Below are 17,240 nucleotides of genomic sequence, written 5' to 3'. Positions count from 1 at the left end.
GCGATCAGCGGGTTCCAACTCGTGGAAAACTCAAAACCTCCGACGTGGTGACACTGGTTCATGGACGCTCCTAAATCGAAGATGGAATCTGGATACTGTGACACATACCAAGAGCACGTCGTGGCCCAGTTGTTTGCTATAGCCATGAACCCACTTGCAAGCAGCGCGCAAACGACCAAAGCGACAAGCATTATCCAGTGGCTCGCCAACCAGAACCGGACTGACCGGTGATATTTTGCCTCTTCCACCCGACGCTGACGTCTCCCTAATGCCATGGGGACATTATGCTCCGCTGCCGTCTCCGTGAACATACCCCGCGTTGACTCATAGAACATGCCCATGTAGGTGCTGTCGGAGAATCTTTTGGTAGGGCCTGCGTTGCGGCGCAGCTGTCGTACCTGTAGTTGCTGGCGGGATACCGTGAGTTAGTGTCAGCCACGTGGGTTATGTTCGATGCATGAAGAACGAGTGGCTCCGCGGAGGGTCACTATAGCTGGGGAGAGTAATGACGACAGCATGGGTGGTCCGCCAGGGCGCAGGCGGACGCAACGCAGAAGAGATGATCGAGGCAGGCTACTTGGGGGTGGATTTCATTGGCGACTATGACATCAGGCCTCACCTCGGCCACGGAGCACAGGTCTTCCGAGGTGCGATGAACAGTGTGTTTTTGGCGATGTATCCGGACAAGTCGCGTATTGCCGCGGGTCTGGCGATGGGCAACCTGTGGGCGGCGTGTGAGGGCATCAGCGAAGGTGACATGGTGCTTGCGCCGAAACCGGGCAGAACATACCAGTACGGGATCGTCGCCGGGGGGTACGAGTATCATCCGGGCACTGAGCTGCCACACCGGCGCCGCGTTGACTGGAAGGGATCATTGAACAGGGACGATATGAGCCCCGTCCTGGCTTCCTCAGCAGGTTCATTGATGACTGTATTCCAGCTGTCCGCCCACGTCGCGGAGTTGGCCGCCCTCACGCAGCTCGCAGACCAGGCTCAACCGATCGCCCAAGCAATCTCCTCCCAGGTTGAGGACCTGCTCGCGTTCCATATGGAGAAGCAGCTCGAAGACTTTCTGGTCCATAACTGGCGAAGCACCATCCTGGGCCGAGAGTATGACATCTACGAGGAGGACGGCCAACTGGTCGGCCAGCAGTACCCCACTGACACCGGGCCCATGGACATCCTTGCTATCAGTAAGGACCGCACTAGGCTCCTCGTTGTCGAGCTGAAGCGTGGAAGGGCCAGTGATGCTGTGGTCGGTCAGATCCAGCGCTACATGGGGTTTGTGCAGGAAGCCCTACTTGAACCTGGACAAACCGTTGAAGGCGTCATCATCGCTCAAGAGGACGACCTTAGAATCCGTCGTGCATTGTCCATTGCCAAAGGTATCCGGTTTATGAGGTACAGAATTGAATTTCATCTGGAGTCTTGACAGCCTTTTTCGGCCCCCCTTGGGTGTCATCCATTCGTGGACGAAACGAGGGCTGTCGTTTCATGGCTCGTCTGCGGTTTCCTGGCCACCAGCTTCGTGCCGTCTCAGACGGTTTTTGGGGAACGACGATGGTGGCCGGGGTGGCGTTGTTCAGGTGAGGTCCTTGTTCTCCAAAGACATTCTGCCCCGTGAGTTCCGTGATCGGAGGGCCAATAGTTGGCAGCCACAGGCCCTGGCCTTTCAGGTCCGGGAAAACCGCGGATTCCCGCGGTTTTCCCGCCCGCCGAGCGAAAAACGTGACGTCAGCAGGCGGATTAATTGACCCTGCACGGGCCAAAAACGTGACCAAGTTTCCGTTCAAAAACGTGAGTAGAACGTGATTTGGCCCTTTCCGCGGGTATGGTTGAAACAGTAAAACCGCAGGTCAGAGCCACATTTGGTGCCCCGGGCCGGACTCGAACCGGCGGCCAAGAGAATCTCAGGATTCTCATGCCAACAGTCTTCGTTGACGGTCAAAATCCGGTAGTTTTCGGGGGAGTGCGGGACGACAGGCCCCTTTGGCATGCCAACTATTGGCGTCGGTTTTCGTTGAAAAACGTGAGTAAAACGTGACGTGGACCTGCAGCGTAGCGCCGGATGGTCTGTTTGGTGGCCGTTTGCAGGTCCGTGGACACCGTCGATGTCATGTCACCCGTTGTGAAACGAGGGCTCTCGTACTTCAAAGCACTGCGTTGTTCGGGGTGCAGTTTCGGTCCGGCCCGCCATGAAACAATTGTCGGCTCCGAAGCGTGCTTATGGGTGACTCTTAGTTGGGGGAGTGGAGTATGAACTTCCCTAATTTTTACGGCAATTTGCCTCCGATTTCGCCGCCTTGGTGGGCCTGAATTTAGATCAAACTCGTGAGCCAAACTGCGAACCTGAACTGACAGTCGGACACGAAAAAGTGCGAGCGTTTGGATTGCCGCGGGTTCAACAAATCGAGGACCGAGCGGCCTTGTTTATACTCCGAGAGCCATATTGCTTGGAGGTTGTATTCTGCCGATGATGTGAAACTTCGAGGTGTCACCTGTTGAAGCATGGCTGCCTGGTTTGGATCACGACTCCTACGGCCGAGCCGTTGCCGCCAATGGAGTTGTTGGCCGCGCGCGGGTTGCAGCTTGGCCGGCCCTTGGTAGACATAGTGGTCCGGTCGAGATCCAAGAACATGAAGGAAGTGCGGCCAGTGTCCAGCGGCCGGTCGGAGCTGCGGGTGTTGTTTGCCTTTGATTCGCAACGTCAGGCGATTTGGCCGGTGGCAGGGGATGGGACGGGAACTGGTCCAAGTGTTACACGAAGAACATTCCGATCGCAGGTGTCCTGTTCGATGATCACTTGAAGGCAATGAAGGCAATGAAGGCAATGAAGCGATACCGTAATGGCAAGATCCATGGAGGAGACGCTGACGAAGTGCCCTGTCGACCGGGCGGTCGTGGACGAGCACAGAAAACGCATGCTCGATGTGGTCGGCGCCTACCGCGTGCGTGAATTGTCCGAGCCGGCCCCGGCCCAAGTTGCCGGGTGGCTGTATGTCACGCAGAACTGGGTGTCGCGGATAGAGCACGGCGAGATCGACCACGCCCAGATCGACACGCTACGAAAGCATGTTGAGGCAATCGGAGGCACGTTGCGCATCGAGGTAGGACTCGGCGGCCAATGCATCCAAATCGCCTAAATAGTTGAAAGACGCAGGCGAAGTGTATGTGTCCAATACTATTTCTGTTTCTGTTGAAAAGTGGTAGAACTGGCCCATGGGTGGGATTTTTGGGAGAAACGAAGGTTGGGAGGCCCGACTTTTCAATGCCGCAACATCGGGAATTCCCATTGATTTGGCCAGCGGTCAATCCAACAGAGAGGTTCAAGCGTCCAAGAGCAAGGTCTGGGCTGGAAGTCGTTCTGTACCTGCGGATGCGATCCGCGCGGCCCTTCTCGATCCAAGGTTAGCTCCCGATCCTCGCGGGTTGCAGCTCAGAGGGGTCCGGGTGACAGGAACTCTGAACCTCGACTACGTAACGCTTCCGTGCCGTTTGAAAATTACGCAGAGCGGGTTCGACAATGAACCCTCTTTTAACCATTGCACCTTGCCCGCGCTGAACCTCCGCGGCTGCTCTATGCCAGGGTTGACCTTTCGTGCCGCCAGAATCAAAGGCGACGTGTTTCTTGAACGCCTCCAAGCGACTCGGGAAGTCAGAGCGGTTGAAGCAACGATCGGCGGCCAAATCAACCTGACGAAGTCGAAGCTAGCCAGCCACAACTCCAAGGAAAATGCCCTGACTCTTGATGGTATTAAGATAAAAGGCGATGTATTCCTGTGCAACCTCACGGCTACCGGCGAAGTGCGCGCCGTTGATGCGCAGATTGGCGGTCAGCTCAATTTGACGGGCGCGACTTTGACGAATCCGGAACCCAGGGGCGACGCTCTCACCCTAGACGGCATCAATATTGTCAGCCATGTGGTCCTGATGCGAGAAGCCACTGGGGTAGTTCGCGCGGTCGGTGCCAGGATCGGTGGTCAACTCATCTTGAACGGAGGAATTCTTTACGGTGCGACCATGTTCGACGCGAATAATGTTCTTAGCGTCTGTGCTCTCCTACTTGACGGTGCTCATGTTCGCGACGATGCTCTCGTGAATGGAATCACCGCCCACGGAGTTATCCGTGCAATTGGCGCCCATTTCATGTCCACTCTGAGCCTGAGTGGCGAGATTCTAACTAGTGGCAGGCCCCAAGGCGACGTGCTCAAGCTTGAATCTATCACCGTCGCGAGACTGAAGTTCGACAAAGGGTTAACGACCAACGGCACGGTCAATCTCGCGGGAGCGAAGATCCGTCATTTGAGTGTTGGGTCTTCCGAGGGGAAAATCCCATCGTTATCCAGTGCGCAAGGATGGGCAGTCGGCTCGATCGAGGGTTACTTTCTTACGAAACGTCACTCCGTTGTACAATGGCTCCGGGTAAATTCCGAGCATGTCCATGCTTCGTCGTCAAGGAAAGTATTTGTCCCCCAGCCGTGGAGAGAAATGGCTAGGGTATATGAACAAAGTGGACATCCTGAAGAAGCGCGCTGGATCCGATACAAAGCAGCTCAAGAAGTGACGAAGGCTGCACGTATCAGATCAAAGATACTTCGCTGGCCGTATGGTGGTGTCGTTGGTTATGGGTATCGGCCCTTGTTTGTCGTCCCCTGGATGGTCGGTATATTCGCTGTGTCTCTGGTTCTTGCCATGGTATTCCACGGGGACTTCACCCAGAATCCGATGGTCGTTACGCAGTCCGGAGTCCCAGGATTCAATGCGTTTCTCTATGCTCTTGACACGACCATTCCTGCGGCGACGACGGGGCAATCTGCGATGTTTCTGATAGGTAAAAGTGCGTGGCTGTCCGCGACCTTTGCCGTACTCAGAAGTATTGCGTGGATTCTAACCGCACTCTTGCTGGCGGGAATTAGTGGAATACTACACAAAGACTAGGCGAGGTGCTCCTGAAACTGTGTAGAAAATGCTGTGTAGTAACTCCATTTTTCCACGTCAGGCACCTTTCAGGGTTTAATTACACGGCACGGCCACACGCCGATGAAATCTCTAGGCTAATTCGGCGATCTGGAATATACATCTGACCGGACTAAAATTGGGGCGTAGCTGAGTCCCAGCTCCCAGCTGGTGTGGACTACCCGTGCTCTGGCGGGGAGTATCGATCGTGGTTTGCCTCAGACGCTGATTGTCTGGATTGTCTGGCTTGGGTTCGCTGGCCGAAGGGCTCTGTTTGCCCGCGCTGCTCGCATGCTGGCGGTTAGGCCGTGGCTGACCGGCGATATAGATGTCGGGCTTGTGGGACTCGGACATCCGTCATAGTGGGGACTCTTTTTGATCGCCGCAGGACCGGCTTACGGAACACCGATGGACCCGCCCACGCTTATACCGGCGTTCAATTTTAGACAACCGTTGTTGCCCTCACCAATAGTGCAGACGTAGTGGCGCGCGATCCATTGATGTCTAATTCAAGACCTGTAGTACGGAGCTCAGTCGTTCGAGTCGATTACCGCTTAAAATGGTAAAACGATAATCTAATTCACTCATTACCGACCGAACGGCTGAGTCGAGTCTGATTCTCAAATCGATATCATCGAAACGAATCCCATCATGTTCAAGTCCTACGTCACGATAATCGCAAAGAAAAACATGATCGTACTTCGAGTGTCTAATCTCTGAAAATAGAGCAGTTCGCGAGGGAGCTGGATGTAGCAAGACCATGTCATGAGCAAGATTGTTTATCACCCCACCGTCGACGATTTTAACCCCCCCCGGCCCCTTCATACTCGCGTTCCAAGATCAGTTGGCTGACTATCAAAAAAGCCCGTACGTCACTAAGCGCCATTGTTGCATTGCTAGACAGACCTATAACCCTTCGGGCCTGCTCCGGTATAGCCGTACACGGCATCGCCGTCATGATATCATTTGCAATTGTTGTTTTGCCACTCGAAAAAGGACCGACGAATGCGATTTTCACGGACAGCCCCAAATCGTATAGTCTTGACGACTAAACGATGTGAGAATAAATATCATGATCAAATACCATCGTCCCATGAAGTCGATGCATGGCTGAGAAATTCCTGCCTCAAGGACAAATCAGTGCGAAGGTTGCCCGAAAGAGCTTGAACCATCGGAAAATCTGATTCGGGACCACCCTTTGATATAACACAAAAATGTTTTCCCCTGAGAAGTATTCCAGCACCCTTAGGACCAGCAACTTCATTGAACTCTCTGAGAAAATCGCTACAAATAATTTCATCCATCGTATATTTTGACGCAAAAAATTTGAACATTTTAGCAATCTTCGAGTAACCGACAAAATATTTCCCCGGAATGTACCCCACTGTTGCCTTAAGTATGGCTGGTGCATAATGATGTTCGCAAGCAGACACAGCAGAAACTTTAATGGTAATAAGTTCAACCGAGCTGTGCTCCGGGACACCAAAAAGTTTTACTGACGAACGGTCATAGTGTTCACGCGGGTCGAAGAATGCGGCCTTTTGCCAGCGGGCAAATCGGTCTGCCGAGTTTAAGTCTGCTTCAGGAGACTGGCCACCAAATGCATCGGCAATTAGCCTTTGCGCTGCCTCCAGCTTTGCAACATCCAGGCCCGAACTATCATCGCTCATAATTCCTCAATTTCAGTTGAATTTTAATCCCACCGAAGAGCAGATTCTAAATCCGCCGTCGTCAAATCTCCGTCCAGGGAGACATGCATGGCGATGATCAATTCTTGCCTTCCAGCTGGGATATCGATAAGAACCACCTCTTATCACGCGAAGTTGTTTACCTGAATAGGAGACCCTCGTTGGTCTATCGTAGAGATTCAAGCACCGCTCCCAAACGTTGCCTGACATCCCACTGACCCCAAATTGGCTCACACCCCCAGTGTAATCAACTACTGGCGTGATTTGTCCGATTCCGCTGTCCTTAACGTTTGCATTATATTTTGACCACCAGTCACCCCACGGATATGACGTATCGCCATCTCCACTTCCTGCTGCCCACTCCCACTCCCACTCTAGGGGCAAACGGACAAGTTGTCCTGTCCGTGCAGTCAACCAACGAGTAAAGGCTACGGATTCATACCAATTCACATAGACTCTCGGCAGAAAATTAGTCGGGGCCCATTGATCGTAGGGGCGATCAGGTCTTTCGCCTAGGCCTCTCCACCATTCATCCTGGAAATATCCGTCGTCTGAATCAATAAAATAAGCGAATTGTTCAACGGTCACCGGGTATTTAGACACTCTAAATGCTGGGACATCAAAGTATTCATGTTTCCGTATCATGGCGGATCCTTGTGGAATGTCGCACCATTCGAACGGCCCGGGCAAAATGGTGGAAGCATCGCGGATTACAAAGTTACCAGGCCCTGAAATTTTCTCGGAAAATCGGTGAAGTTCACTCCAGAAATGATCTCGGGCCTTCCGGGAGGGATCTCGGAAGGCCAACTCCCGTAGCAAAGCCCTAATATCCATGTCCGGATTTTTGGCACTACCCTCAGATATTCTTCCGTTCCCGTCCACGAGCGCGGAAACCGCCTCGAGCCTGGCCGACTCGGAGAGCAGAAGCATTGTGTCTGTGAGTATTCGACTTCGATCGGTCTGGACGTGAATCTCAGGATTACGGCTGATAGATACATCACCAAATTGTAGCCCTGCACGCCCCAACAATTGTGGGGTTTGCATAGCTACAGTCGCCTTGCAGGAGTTCAGAATATGTTCGTAAAGTTCTGCCAAGCCCACAATGCCGTCACCATCAAGATCTCCTGGTCCCTCGATACCAGATATGAGAAACCGACTGAACAGGGAGTAATCGCTATCGTCAGCTGGGCCACTATATTCACGCGCTACTTGGATAACGTCTGTAGCAGTCAATACTGCCTTCCTACCGTATGGCATATTAAAAACATCCGCATAAGTGTCTTGGACTGGCGATGCCGCATTAGAATTGCCGCGACTACCGTCGGGGAAAGCTCCACTAAAGCAACAATCCAAAATAAGTATTTGTGTGGCTACCTGAGCCGTATCCATGAGTCGGGCGATGTTGTGGGCAGCAACCGCTGTACCTTCAAGATTATTCATTTGTGTATTCTTAAATGCTAGATAAAGATCGCCATAATCATTTCTAATTCCATGACCAGCAAACATGAGTAGGACGACATCGTTCGCATCTGAGTGCAGAAATAGATCTGTAATCAAGCCATGTGCTTCGTGCCAGTCTGCGTCAGGTTTCTGCATCACCGAATCGAAACCTCCGTGGCCCATATCGGCGAGGAGGCGATAGATGGCGCCTATGTCGGAATGTGGCTTTTCAAGACCATCAAGGGCTATATCAGTATAATTAGAAACTCCAAATAGAAGTGCTTTTCGAGCCAAGGTCACTCCTACTTCATGTGTTTATCACGTCTAATACTGATTTGAATGTCGACTGTGTCGTATTCTGCATGCTCTAAGGTGCCCGAAATTCGTTCTTCGTTTACTTTAGGCTCGCTCTTGCCTTTTCTCCTGACCCAAGCCTTTGTCACATCAACGAGCTGTTGAGCCAGAAATGGAGCAAGTGCGACGAGAAATTGCGTCGTGTCAATGTCGAGTCCAGACCTGGATCCAGTGTCCTTAACGTCAGTTGCCTTGCGGGCAATTGATGCATCGGGTATTTGCCGTCTCAAGTCTTCAATCAGGTCTAAAACCAATTTATCAGTTAGGCTGTTATCAGTGCCAGAAAGCCTGACAATCCAACTGGATACATCCTCTCGATGTAGTTCGGTCTTAGTCAATGTAACCCCTAGCTACCAGTTCTGGAATTACTTGCTCCGCAAGGATTGAGCTAAGCTCGATTCCTTCCGACTTCCATTTTGAGTCAAACCATCGATATTCCTTTACTTCATTGGCTGGTTTAGGACGACCTTCCACCAGCACATAGTACGCGTGCAGACGGATTGGCGTTCCTTCAAAAACGGCCAAATCTTCGTAGGTTCCAATGTAGTCGTACTCTTTCACCGCGACGCCGAGTTCCTCGTCCAGCTCGCGCTTAAGCGTTTGAAGTTGAGTTTCGCCGTCTTCAATTTTGCCGCCCGCCATGTAGTATTCCGAGCTGGGTTGATTAGTCTTACGCAGTGCAATCACTTTACGGTCGAGCACAATCGCTGCTCCAACTTTTTGAATCCCAGAGAAACTCGGGTCTTTCATTTCTGCCGCTTCGTTCATATCATGTCCTCTCATAAATACTTACTTTTTATACGCCAGATTTTGTTTGACGGCCTTTGTGAAAACTGGATCAAATAGTGCAATCCCACGGTCCGCATCTAAGCGAGTCGGGTTTTTGATATATAATGTATTTTCGATAATAACATCAAAGCCTGCGGTATCATACATGTAAAGATCGAAATCATAGAGGCGTTTGAAATGATTTCGTGTTGTTCGATCTTTTTTATCAATGAAAGGTTCGTACCACGATAGCTCGTGTGCGTTGTCGTCTGAAACGGCGGCCTTGAGAGTGCGAGATTTCAGGTCTGATTTTAGCCAAACCCGTACTGCCTTGTCTGTTTTTACGAGCCAAGGGGCGGCCCAAGCGTCTACTATCAAGTCTGAACGCTTTAGACAAAGTTTTAGTAGTTCATGGTCTAGTTCGTTGTCCAGGTCGGTCGCTCGACGAATGCGGTCAATTTGATCACCGTATTTTATCCAAAATTGATCGTTGATTTCCTCTGATGGGATACCTAGCAAACCCGCAAGCAAGGCCGTCGCTGAGATATATTCGTAATTCATGTTTTCGGCGAGGAGTTTTGCATGTGTTGTCTTTCCCGCAGCGGTAAGACCAGATATTAGGACATTGATGGAATCGGCCTCTCTGAATTGAACGACCATCCGTGCTGGTGCCTTGGATGTGATGCTGCTAACAGTGATTCTTTTGCCGATGCTAGCAGGGTGCGGCTTTATTTGGAACCGTATGTCGAGATTGAGTCGAAGTGCTGGCGGAATTTGTGGCGCCTGCTCGAGTCCTTTCATGTACTGAAGGGTGTGGTTTGGGGCTCTTCAGGCTCAGGTTCTGGTTTCGGTCTGAAGTCTCCTAAGGTCCTTGATCGGGACCGCGTCGAGGAAGTTTCGGCTGCGGCGCTTTTGAGTCCGGAGAACTTGCCTCTGGCCACGTCCTCGATCCCGACACGCTTGTCGGTATTCCTGCTATTAGGTCGCGAAGACTGGTTTAGAGCGGCCCTCGACCATGTCCGGCAGGTGGGAAGGGCCCATGCAGTCACGGATCGGGGTCAGTCCGCTGATAACGGTGATGTATTTGTTGCCACGGCGGGTGCGCCGATAGACGTGCTCATCAACACCCATGTTCTTCACGCCTGCGAAGCGGTGCGAATCATCAATCGGCACGGGTCAACGCTCCGACAGCACGGTCTGGTTGGCTGTATGCCAAGTGACGCCCAAGCCTTCGGCCATCCGGGCGACGGCGCGGTGTTGGCACACGATCTGTTCCAAGGCTCAGCGCAGCCCGCGGCGCGAGTGCTTGACGCGTGGCTCTGCAGCCGTGGAGGTATCTTGCCACTACGCTTGTCCTTACCCGGTGCAGCGGTAACGGGGGATGCGCACCAGCAAAGCGCTGGGCCGCCACTTGAAGGGGTTTATGGCCCAGCTGGCAGGTCAGGGTGTCACGGGGAAGTCCCTGGGACCCGCGTCGATGGCACCAGTCATCGGGAGCAACAACACGCAAGGCGTGGATGTCACCATCCGCGCGCACATACTGCCCAGTTGCGTCAAGTGCGAGTCCGTCGAGGCGGCATAATATGGCCTGGTCAGAGTATCGGAAGGAAGCGTTGAACTCGAGGGCATCTTGGTAGAAAACTCACGATCCAGGAAATCCAGGTTTTTCCTTAGGCTCTCAGACCAGCTACGACAACTCCCTCCCGGACTTCTCATGCGGAGGCGCTGTCTACACTCTGAATTCTGAAGGGTCAATTACGTGGTCGACGGTGCTACTTCGGGCGTTTGCCGAACGCCTGCAGTACCTCAGTATTGTCCGGTGCCTCGTGCGTTTTTTGGACGTAGTGTTTGCTCGTGATCTTCTCGCTCGCGTGCCCAAGCTGCGCTGTCGCGGCGGCCATGCCTTGGGTGTTGGCCAGGATGGTCCCGACTGATTTGCGAAAGGTGTGCGGTGTGACCCAGTCGAAGCCAACAGCTTTCCGGGCTTCTCGCCATTGTTTCCGGAACCCATTGGGATCTCGAATGGTCAAGGTGCTGGAAGGGAACACCAAGTCAAAGGTATTTTGTCGCAACGGATCGGCCTGGCGCCGACGCAGCATCTCGATGGCGAAAGGTGGCAGGAAGTAGCGTTGTCGCGAGTTGGCGCTCTTGGGGTGGTCCTGGATCCTCAGTCCGTTCTTGCCCCGGATGTCGATGATGGTCCCGCGGATGGTGACGGTCGGCTTCTCGGCGGCCAGGTCGACGTCGGACCACCGGATGGCCAGCGCCTCTCCGATCCTGGCGCCGGTGGCCAGCATGATGTCCACGACGTCGAGGATGTCCTTTTCGTGCAGTCCATTCTGGCGTCCGGTTGGCTGTTGCCATCGGTAGACGTCATGTCGAAGCTTGGCGACTTCGTCAATGGTCAGTGCGCGGACTTCCTTGTTGCCGGTGGGGATACGGGCGACCTCCCGTAGGGGATTTGTTGGGGCGGCGCCGTGGCGTGTGGCCAGGGACATCATGCCGGAGAGTAGAGTCTTGGACATTTTGGCTGTTGCGTTGCCGTGTTTGATGCGCACGCCCTTGAGGAACTTGTCCAGGGTGGAGACGTTGGCTTCGCGAATGGTGAGGTTCCCCACTCCGGGCAGGATGTAGGTGTCAATGATTTCCCGGTAGCGCCGGCGCGTATTGGCAGCCCGTCCCAGGTCCTCGAATTCGAGCCACCAGAATTTGGCGAGTTCGCTGATGGCCATGTCGGGGCTGATCACGTCGTCGGTGGGCGGGAGCATCTCATTGAGCTTGGTCAGGAGGGCGGCTTCAGCCTGGGCCCCGGTTGGCCCTGTCATTTGGTACATCCGGGGCTTGCCGTCATATCCGCGCATGGTTGCCCGTGCCCGCCACGTGGTGGGCCCCATCTTTCGGCGGGTAATTTTTCCCCAGGTCCCGAGCGGCGTTTTTGCTCTAGCCAACGGGGTCTTCCGTTGTGGCGAGCCACGCGTTGAAATCCGTGCGGCTGATGCGAAGGTGGCGCCCGATCCTGTGGGCCCTCGGTCCCACGTGCTTGACGCGCCACTGGTAGAAAGTCTGCTCGGGGATCTGCAGCTCATGGCAGATCTCCTTGGGCGTCATCCACTCGTCGACGAAACCATGGGTGGATGATGTGCGGTCTGTCTGCTCGGTCATCGAATTCTCCTGTTCAGCGTGCGTGTACCCTTCCATGGTGCAAAGACACTGAAACTACATGACTTCCGTTGGCATGTCGGAAGAACGACGGCGGCCGACTCGCCTGCCGCCGATCACGTGCGGGCGGGTTCCCCGCCACAGCGGCCAGGCCCTTGTGGACAGTGAGGTTCCCGATCATGGCTGCGTCGCCATTCTCGGCGGCGGCACCGCGAGTCTTGAGCCCTGCCGCCGGAGGCCGTAACGGCACGACAACAAGGGAACTTATGCGACTGGAGCAGACGAGTGCGACGACGGACAGATATGGAAAGGCTAGGGTGTGCAGGATTGGCCTTGCGTTGTTGATGATGTAGGGCCTGTTTCGCGGACTGTTCCAGTCTTGCGGCTTCTTGAAGCGTTCAAGGCGCGGGACCATACTTGAAGCACTCCCGAGGACCGGATTGGAGATACATGACGCATCACGAAACGCCCGGTGCGGCCAGGCGCACGCCCCAGGGTGAGCTTGCCCGAAAGCTCCACCTCTTGCTTGATGTCGCTGTCGCGGAGAGAGGTGAGGCACTGACTTTTCCGGAAATTCGTGCGGCGATGACGGTTCGTGGGGTTGGATTGTCCAGGGCGCGGTGGTCCTACATGAAGGACGGCAATGGGCGACTGGTCCAGGATCGGCCGCTGTTGACTGCGCTGGCTGACTATTTCAACGTGGATCCCGAGTATTTGCTCGGTGTCGAGGACATAGAGACTCCTGAGATGGTCGGCCGGCAGCTCGAGTTCGTGAAGTCGTTGCGGGCGGCCAGGGTCAAGTCATTTGCGGCAAGAACGCTCGGGGATGTTTCGCCGGAGACATTGGAGATCATTGTTGAATACCTGGATCAGGATATTGCCCTGCACCCTGGGGGAGGGCCGGCCGCCGATTAAGGAGATAGTCCTGATGGGCTGCCAATAGTTCCTTGATACGGTTTTCAGCCACCGAATAGCGTGGTGACCTGCCGTGCCGACGGCCCTGAACGATGTCCACGACGATGGCCCCCGTTTTTTCAAGCGCGATCAGGTGCTGGGCAACGCTTGCCTCACTGGCGCTGACGGCATCCACGATGTCCCCGCGCGGCACCGGCCCACTTCCTTCCAGATACCGGATGATTTCGAGGCGGGCCCGATTGCCGAACGTCTCCATTGACGCTTCCACGTCGGCCGTCCAGGCCAGGTCTACCGGGTGCGTGATCTTAGGCATGGTTCAATTCTGCACCTTTTATCCACAGAATGACATAGTAGGGGTTGACATTGGGAAACCGTGAACTGACACTGGTTTATATCCTCTCTGGGGTTTTGGTACGCAACTGGGATCCCTACCGTGGTCGCAATGCCGTCGCTCCATTTGGACAGTGTGGTGGCCTACCCCAATAGTGTGCAGTTTCTCGTGAACGAAGACGACGATGGTCTCTTACCCGTCAGCTCGCAGGCCCCACCGCAAAGACCAACTTCCGGGCGATTTCAGGCCCGGTTCCGAGGCTCACGGTCCTGATATTCGTGGTGAAGATGTCATGACGGCGGTGGGCGATATTTCCACTTTTGTGCGTTCTCGCCTGGCCAGGGCTGGGTGCCCCAACGAACTGGAGGACGTGCTGCAGGACATCCGCGTCGCAGTGTGGACCGGAGTGTCACGGGGACGGTACCAACCGCTGCCGGACGTCCGCTTCGGGGCGTGGGTCCAGGGCATTGCCAAGCACGTGTGTGCGGCCCACATCGCCAAGGCAGCCGCCCGCTACACCGTTCCCCTGTTCACGGCGGAATCCGACGACCATCCCAGCGTCGATCGGCCGCAGGACGTCGTTGCCGAGCCGGCCGGGGTTGCCGATCGAGAATGGGCCCTGAACGTCCTGAAGCTGACACGGATGTATGCCGGCGAAGAAGCCTGGGGGTCAGCCATGTTCCTTCTTTTGGATGATTATGACGACAGCCAAGGTGCAGCAACCCCCGTTGCCGACCGTGCAGACACCCCGGCCTATCGCCGGGCGCACAGGGATTTGAAATTCGTGCGCCAAGTGGCCATCACGGTGAGGAATGCACTGGCCGTGGTGGATTCGGACAAAGCAAATGCCGATACAATCGCCATGAGCGCCTCGAAATGCCTGCCCACCGAACTGCACCGGGCGATCGCGGAAACTATCGTTGTTCCCAGGTTGAGCGGGCCGGAACGTCTTGCCGCTCTTCCTGTCATCGCGGCCAAGAACAATGTCACGCCCAGGTACGTCGCCGTGCAGACTGGACGCGCCAGGGCACTCTACAGGGCGGCACTGAAAGTCATCGGGATGTCGCAGCCGCCGCAGGCCGTAGCCTCATAGTCCCCAAGCCAACAGCGTCGCCGCACCCAGCCTTCTTGCGTCCCCGGGGCAATGACATACCGACAATGCGACAGCGGCAGACAGCATCTGTGTCGTTGGACGCGCACGACTGCGTGGCCTGGCTTGAGTGCGGCGCAGCAGGTCCGCCTCGGTTGGGTCATACGCCGTTGGCTTCTTTGCCGCATGGACGGGTAAAGGAGGTCTCCAATGCGCGGACCATCAGCATGGAAAGGCTACCTGCCCCGTTCCCGACGGCACTGGTTCCTGATCGCAGTACTGGGAGCCCTGGTGGCCGTGGTCATCGCATTGTTTCTGCCACCGGGTGCAGGCTCGCCCCAACGGGCCACGAATGTTCCGACGTCCCCGCCTGCGACAAGCGAAACTGCAGCAGTGTCGAGGGGAGCAGGGCCGGGTCCTGAAGTCGCAGCGACCACAGTGCCGACTGATGCCGCGGTTTCGCCGGGCGAGCCACGGACCCTGGATTTCAAGGTGTATGCCGAGGACACTGCCCGCGCGCTGTACACGTGGGATTCGCGGACCGAAGGCTATACGCAAGTATATGCGCATGTGCGCGGTTGGTGGGTCGTCCTCGCTGATGGTTCGAATCCGCTCACGGTGTATACACAGGAGTTTGAGGGAACCGGCGTCAACGCGGCCGCATTCGCCCAGCTCTCCGCCTATGGGGCGTACCGAACGGCCCGAGTCGTCCAAGCCAGCTGTGACAATGCGCTGGCGCAATTTCGGGACCACCCGGCCCCGTGGGTCGGGCTGCATGTTTGCACCATGACCGTCAGCGTCACTGACCGTTCCACCACGGATCCACACGCGGCTGCTTACCGCGTTCCGGTCAGTGTCATGGTGAACTGCCCACCGGCCCCCACAGCTCCGTCACATCGTTGCGCATTGGCCGGCTTTTACACCTCGGCCAGCAGAATCGTCTACTGATGCCCGCTGCGGCCCTGGCCACCATCGCGAAAGCGCGACTGATCCAGCGGGTACTTGGCGCGCTGGTAGTGGTGGTCCCTGTGGGGATGGCCGCCATGCTCGGCGGCACCAGCATCCTCGTTGCCCAGATAGCGGGTACAAACACACCTTGCACGTCGGCACTTCAAGAATCGTCCTCCGCCGGAACCACCCCGCAACCGGCATCGTCACTGAGTAGCGGCGCTGGGAGCATTACTGTTCCGGGGCCCGGCGGCATACCACTGGCACTTGATCCTGAGCAGCAAAGCATCGCTGCCACCTACCTGTCCGTGGGATCGTCCCTTGGCGTTCCGGCAAAGGGGATCCAGGTTGCCATCATGGTCGCTCTCCAAGAATCCGGTCTCAGGATGCTGGCCAACCCTGCCGTCCCCGAATCGCTGTCCATGCCCCATGATGGCCTTGGCCACGACCATGATTCCGTAGGCTCAGCCCAACAACGACCCAGTGCCGGGTGGGGGAGCGTCCGACAACTGATGACACCGGCCTATGACGCCCAGGCCTTCTATGGCGGCCACCAGGGTCCGAACCACGGCTCACCTCCCGGTCTCCTGGACATCCCGGGCTGGACGTCGATGGGCTTGGGAGCCGCGGCCCAGGCCGTACAGGCGTCAGCATTCCCCGAACTCTACGAACGCTGGGCACCCACCGCAGCAGCCCTCCTGGCAACCGCCAGCGGAAACACCAGCCTCCAAGGCTGCCCCGCACTGGGACCTTCAGACAGCGCCCCGGCACCCGCCATCCCCGGAAACTTGATTGCAACCAGGAAGGCGATTCTCCATTACGCCCAGGAGGGCGTCGGCGGCACTTACATCTGGGGCGGCACGGCCTTCCAGGCCTGGGACTGCTCCGGCTACGTCCAATGGGTCTACGCCCAAGCCGGGATCCGGCTTCCCCGAACCGAGCAATGGCGGGCTGGCCGGTCCACCTCCACGCCCCAGCCCGGCGATCTGGTGGTCCAAAACCCCGACGGCCCCCACCACTGGGCCCACATCGGCATCTACGCGGGGAACGGCATGATGTACAGCGCCCTGAACCCGTCAGCCGGCACCCTCCTCCACCCTGTCAGCTGGAACACCGGATCACAGTACTTCACCGTCGTGGGCAAAAAATAGCGGCCCGCCGCCGGCCCGACGCCCAGGTCATGCGGCCGGCACCAAATTGGGCATGGAAGTGAAGAAGCAAACGCAACGTCTGTCTTCAATGTCCGGATGGAGTAATGTCATGAATTTCGCACCCGTGGACCCTGGAATCGTCCCCAACGGCAACTTCCCGTTCCTGGACTCCCTGAAGCAAATCGGCGGAGGAATCCTTGTCGGGGCCTTCATTGTCATCGCCATCGTCGCCATCATTGGTGCCGCCATGCTGCTGGCAGGCAAACTCAGCCAGTCATCCCGGCTGGCGTCCGGCGGCGGGATGATCCTGCTCTGGACCGGCCCCATTGCCGCAATCCTTGGCGGGATCAACGGCTACATCCTGTGGTCACAGACTGCCTTCCACCTCGGGTTCTGAGCGGTCACCATGCCAGCGCTTGAGTGCACTTTAGGGGGTTGGT

General features: G+C 56.0%; 20 protein-coding genes. 10 read left to right on the top strand and 10 right to left on the bottom strand.

Annotated elements, in window-relative coordinates; translation table 11 throughout:
• Positions 1 to 505 precede the first annotated feature (505 nt).
• From DMB86_RS12685 to DMB86_RS21635, 5 genes are all read left to right on the top strand, one after another.
• Positions 506 to 1,432 carry an endonuclease NucS domain-containing protein gene (locus DMB86_RS12685; RefSeq protein ID WP_113718130.1) on the top strand — a complete coding sequence of 309 codons (927 nt, stop codon included), beginning with the start codon at positions 506 to 508 and terminating at the stop codon, positions 1,430 to 1,432.
• Between the two features lie 1,126 nt (positions 1,433 to 2,558).
• Positions 2,559 to 2,807: a type II toxin-antitoxin system RelE/ParE family toxin gene (locus DMB86_RS21640; RefSeq protein ID WP_227878353.1), complete on the top strand. Its 249-nt coding sequence runs from the start codon at positions 2,559 to 2,561 to the stop codon at positions 2,805 to 2,807.
• A 51-nt stretch (positions 2,808 to 2,858) separates the two neighbouring features.
• Positions 2,859 to 3,143: a helix-turn-helix domain-containing protein gene (locus DMB86_RS12675; RefSeq protein WP_227878352.1), complete on the top strand. Its 285-nt coding sequence runs from the start codon at positions 2,859 to 2,861 to the stop codon at positions 3,141 to 3,143.
• Positions 3,144 to 3,219: 76 nt separating this feature from the next.
• Positions 3,220 to 4,938, top strand: coding sequence for a hypothetical protein (locus DMB86_RS12670; protein ID WP_129545525.1), 1,719 nt, complete (start codon positions 3,220 to 3,222; stop codon positions 4,936 to 4,938).
• A gap of 191 nt (positions 4,939 to 5,129) precedes the next feature.
• Positions 5,130 to 5,261, top strand: coding sequence for a transposase (locus DMB86_RS21635; protein WP_113718127.1), 132 nt, complete (start codon positions 5,130 to 5,132; stop codon positions 5,259 to 5,261).
• A 199-nt stretch (positions 5,262 to 5,460) separates the two neighbouring features.
• On the opposite strand, the gene DMB86_RS21630 is transcribed toward DMB86_RS21635, so the two are convergent.
• The 7 genes from DMB86_RS21630 to DMB86_RS12635 form a co-directional block, all read right to left on the bottom strand.
• A complete protein-coding gene (locus tag DMB86_RS21630; protein ID WP_418202329.1) occupies positions 5,461 to 5,718 on the bottom strand; it encodes an AAA family ATPase in 258 nt (85 codons plus the stop codon).
• A 314-nt stretch (positions 5,719 to 6,032) separates the two neighbouring features.
• The gene (locus tag DMB86_RS12655) at positions 6,033 to 6,626 is read right to left on the bottom strand and encodes a GTP cyclohydrolase I (RefSeq protein ID WP_113718125.1); all 594 of its coding nucleotides are present in this window, start codon (positions 6,624 to 6,626) and stop codon (positions 6,033 to 6,035) included.
• Positions 6,627 to 6,638: 12 nt separating this feature from the next.
• On the bottom strand, positions 6,639 to 8,378 hold the full coding sequence (locus tag DMB86_RS12650; RefSeq protein ID WP_171814479.1) for an SUMF1/EgtB/PvdO family nonheme iron enzyme: 1,740 nt from the start codon (positions 8,376 to 8,378) through the stop codon (positions 6,639 to 6,641).
• A gap of 8 nt (positions 8,379 to 8,386) precedes the next feature.
• Positions 8,387 to 8,776, bottom strand: a complete 390-nt coding sequence (locus DMB86_RS20320; protein WP_129545524.1) for a hypothetical protein — start codon at positions 8,774 to 8,776, stop codon at positions 8,387 to 8,389.
• Positions 8,769 to 9,206 carry an NUDIX hydrolase gene (locus DMB86_RS12645; protein WP_171814478.1) on the bottom strand — a complete coding sequence of 146 codons (438 nt, stop codon included), beginning with the start codon at positions 9,204 to 9,206 and terminating at the stop codon, positions 8,769 to 8,771. Before DMB86_RS12645 ends, DMB86_RS20320 begins: the two co-directional genes overlap by 8 nt.
• A gap of 21 nt (positions 9,207 to 9,227) precedes the next feature.
• Positions 9,228 to 9,866 carry a cytidylate kinase-like family protein gene (locus tag DMB86_RS12640; protein ID WP_171814477.1) on the bottom strand — a complete coding sequence of 213 codons (639 nt, stop codon included), beginning with the start codon at positions 9,864 to 9,866 and terminating at the stop codon, positions 9,228 to 9,230.
• Between the two features lie 318 nt (positions 9,867 to 10,184).
• On the bottom strand, positions 10,185 to 10,379 hold the full coding sequence (locus tag DMB86_RS12635) for a hypothetical protein (protein ID WP_113718121.1): 195 nt from the start codon (positions 10,377 to 10,379) through the stop codon (positions 10,185 to 10,187).
• A 250-nt stretch (positions 10,380 to 10,629) separates the two neighbouring features.
• Between DMB86_RS12635 and DMB86_RS20615 the strand changes: the two genes are divergently transcribed.
• Positions 10,630 to 10,788, top strand: a complete 159-nt coding sequence (locus tag DMB86_RS20615) for a hypothetical protein (RefSeq protein WP_171814476.1) — start codon at positions 10,630 to 10,632, stop codon at positions 10,786 to 10,788.
• 190 nt (positions 10,789 to 10,978) lie between these two features.
• Here DMB86_RS20615 and DMB86_RS12630 read toward each other — a convergent pair whose 3' ends face one another.
• Together DMB86_RS12630 and DMB86_RS12625 are read right to left on the bottom strand one after the other, a co-directional pair.
• Positions 10,979 to 12,031 (bottom strand): tyrosine-type recombinase/integrase, encoded by a 1,053-nt coding sequence (locus DMB86_RS12630; RefSeq protein WP_171814475.1) that lies wholly within the window; start codon positions 12,029 to 12,031, stop codon positions 10,979 to 10,981.
• A gap of 115 nt (positions 12,032 to 12,146) precedes the next feature.
• The gene (locus DMB86_RS12625; protein ID WP_113719550.1) at positions 12,147 to 12,368 is read right to left on the bottom strand and encodes a helix-turn-helix domain-containing protein; all 222 of its coding nucleotides are present in this window, start codon (positions 12,366 to 12,368) and stop codon (positions 12,147 to 12,149) included.
• A 447-nt stretch (positions 12,369 to 12,815) separates the two neighbouring features.
• On the opposite strand from DMB86_RS12625, the gene DMB86_RS12620 reads away from it, so the two are divergent.
• The gene (locus DMB86_RS12620) at positions 12,816 to 13,280 is read left to right on the top strand and encodes a hypothetical protein (protein WP_113718119.1); all 465 of its coding nucleotides are present in this window, start codon (positions 12,816 to 12,818) and stop codon (positions 13,278 to 13,280) included.
• Here the strand turns inward: DMB86_RS12620 and DMB86_RS12615 are convergent.
• Positions 13,216 to 13,593, bottom strand: coding sequence for an ArsR/SmtB family transcription factor (locus tag DMB86_RS12615; RefSeq protein WP_113718118.1), 378 nt, complete (start codon positions 13,591 to 13,593; stop codon positions 13,216 to 13,218). The two genes, DMB86_RS12620 and DMB86_RS12615, sit on opposite strands and share 65 nt — an antisense overlap.
• Positions 13,594 to 13,903: 310 nt before the next feature.
• On the opposite strand from DMB86_RS12615, the gene DMB86_RS12610 reads away from it, so the two are divergent.
• The 3 genes from DMB86_RS12610 (at position 13,904) to DMB86_RS12595 (ending at position 17,197) form a co-directional block, all read left to right on the top strand.
• Positions 13,904 to 14,704 (top strand): sigma factor, encoded by an 801-nt coding sequence (locus DMB86_RS12610; RefSeq protein ID WP_171814474.1) that lies wholly within the window; start codon positions 13,904 to 13,906, stop codon positions 14,702 to 14,704.
• 944 nt (positions 14,705 to 15,648) lie between these two features.
• The gene (locus DMB86_RS21530) at positions 15,649 to 16,800 is read left to right on the top strand and encodes a C40 family peptidase (protein WP_335645004.1); all 1,152 of its coding nucleotides are present in this window, start codon (positions 15,649 to 15,651) and stop codon (positions 16,798 to 16,800) included.
• A gap of 109 nt (positions 16,801 to 16,909) precedes the next feature.
• Complete coding sequence (locus DMB86_RS12595; protein ID WP_113718115.1) at positions 16,910 to 17,197, top strand: hypothetical protein; 288 nt, start codon at positions 16,910 to 16,912, stop codon at positions 17,195 to 17,197.
• Positions 17,198 to 17,240 lie beyond the last annotated feature (43 nt).

It is taken from the genome of Arthrobacter dokdonellae (assembly GCF_003268655.1).
Classification (GTDB): Bacteria; Actinomycetota; Actinomycetes; order Actinomycetales; family Micrococcaceae; genus Specibacter; species Specibacter dokdonellae.
This window is presented reverse-complemented; position numbering and strand designations above follow the sequence as displayed.